Raw genomic sequence first — 1,643 nt, forward strand, 5'->3', positions numbered from 1 at the left:
GCACGTCCGGGTCCGCGCGGAGCACCGCCTCGACCGCTTCTGCGCCCGGGGTGCGAAGGTAGACGTGCCGGGAACGGGAGCGGAGCGTGACCATGACGTCCGCCGGATCGTCCGTCGGCGCGCAGAGCATGAAGATCGCGCGGCCGCTCGGCTCCTCGATGACCTTGAGCAGCGCGTTTCCCGCTTGCTCGGTGAGCCGGTCGGCGTCCTCGACGATGACGACGGAGAAATTACCGCTCACCGGGCGGGAGTTGCCCCGCTCGATCACCGAGCGGACGTCCGCGAGCTGCAGCGAGAGCCGCTCGGTGCGAGCGACGTGCACATCGGGATGCGTCCCTGCGAGCACGGTGACGCACCCCCGGCACTGCCCACAGCCCACGATCGCCGGATCGCTGCACTGGAGGGCGGCGGCGAAGGCGCGAGCGGCCACCGTGCGTCCGGAGCCGGGAGGACCGGTGAAGAGCCATGCGTGGGTCATCGCTCCGACGGCCGCCTCGGCGTGGGCGCGGACCGCCGCGGAATCCTGCCCTCCGTCCCCGGACATCCAGCTTCGCGCGACCCACGCCGCGCGTGCCAGCGCCGCCCGGACCTCCGGCTGCCCCGCGAGAGAATCGAAAACGGGACCGGGCTCCGCCCTTCCCTCGGCCCCCGCCGACGCTGCGCTGTCCATGGCTCACAAGGATAGACGCCGCCTCCGACTGTCCGGGTTACCGCTCTTCTCCTTACGTCATCGGAAAAGACCGACCTCCCACGTAGAATCGCACAGGTGAAGAAATGGTTGCGGTTCGCGAAATGGTTGTGGTCCACGCCATGGCCCGTGTACGCGCTCACCATTGTCCAGTCGCACCTCATCGGCGCGGTGTTCGTTTTCGCGTTCCTCCGCTTCGGCCTCCCGCTCGAGACATTCCTCGATATCGGCCCGCTGCAGCTGCTCAACCAGTACCTCTTTATCGCGGCGCTGGTCGTCGGTCTCGGCGGCGGCGCGATCGTCGCCACGTGGCTCATCTTCCCCGTGCTGCGCACGATGCGCACGGGCGAGAAGTTCGACGAGTTCACCCGCCGCCGCGCCCTCCGCATGCCCGTCTACCAGGCGCTTTTGCAGGGAGCAATCTGGATCCTCGGCACCACGGTGTTCGTGCTGGTCAACCTGCACACCTCGCAGCGGATGGGGCTCATCGTCGGCGTCACGGCGCTCATGGGCGGCGCGGCCACGTGCATCATTTCCTACCTGCAGGCCGAGCGGCTCCTGCGCCCTGTCATGCGCCGCGCGCTCGCGGATGGCGTCCCGGACGATATCCACCTCCCCGGCGTGCGCCGCCGCATCCTGCTCAGTTGGGTGCTCACCTCTGCCGTCCCCGCCGGCGGCATCGTCCTCGTTATCATCGCGCACCATATCGGCCTGCTGGGCAGGGACCCGAACATCGTCATCCGCGCGGTCACTATGCTCGCGCTCGCCGTCCTGCTTGCCGGCATCTTCGGCATGCAGCTTGTCACCACCTCCGTCGCCGATCCGGTCCGCGACCTCAAATCGACGGTCAGGCGAGTCCAGCACGGCGATCTCGCGGCGCGCACCGCGGTCTACGATTCGACCGAGCTCGGCGCGCTGCAGGTCGGCTTCAACGAGATGGTCGCCGAGCTCGCCG

General features: G+C 68.8%; 2 protein-coding genes. One reads left to right on the plus strand and one right to left on the minus strand.

What is annotated here, in order from left to right; translation table 11 throughout:
• On the minus strand, positions 1 to 670 hold a 670-nt coding region (locus V7E05_RS14210; RefSeq protein WP_333620276.1), incomplete at its 3' end, for an AAA family ATPase.
• A gap of 96 nt (positions 671 to 766) precedes the next feature.
• On the opposite strand from V7E05_RS14210, the gene V7E05_RS14215 reads away from it, so the two are divergent.
• On the plus strand, positions 767 to 1,643 hold an 877-nt coding region (locus tag V7E05_RS14215; RefSeq protein ID WP_333620277.1), incomplete at its 3' end, for a HAMP domain-containing protein.

This window comes from Dietzia sp. (assembly GCF_036741115.1).
GTDB lineage: Bacteria > Actinomycetota > Actinomycetes > Mycobacteriales > Mycobacteriaceae > Dietzia.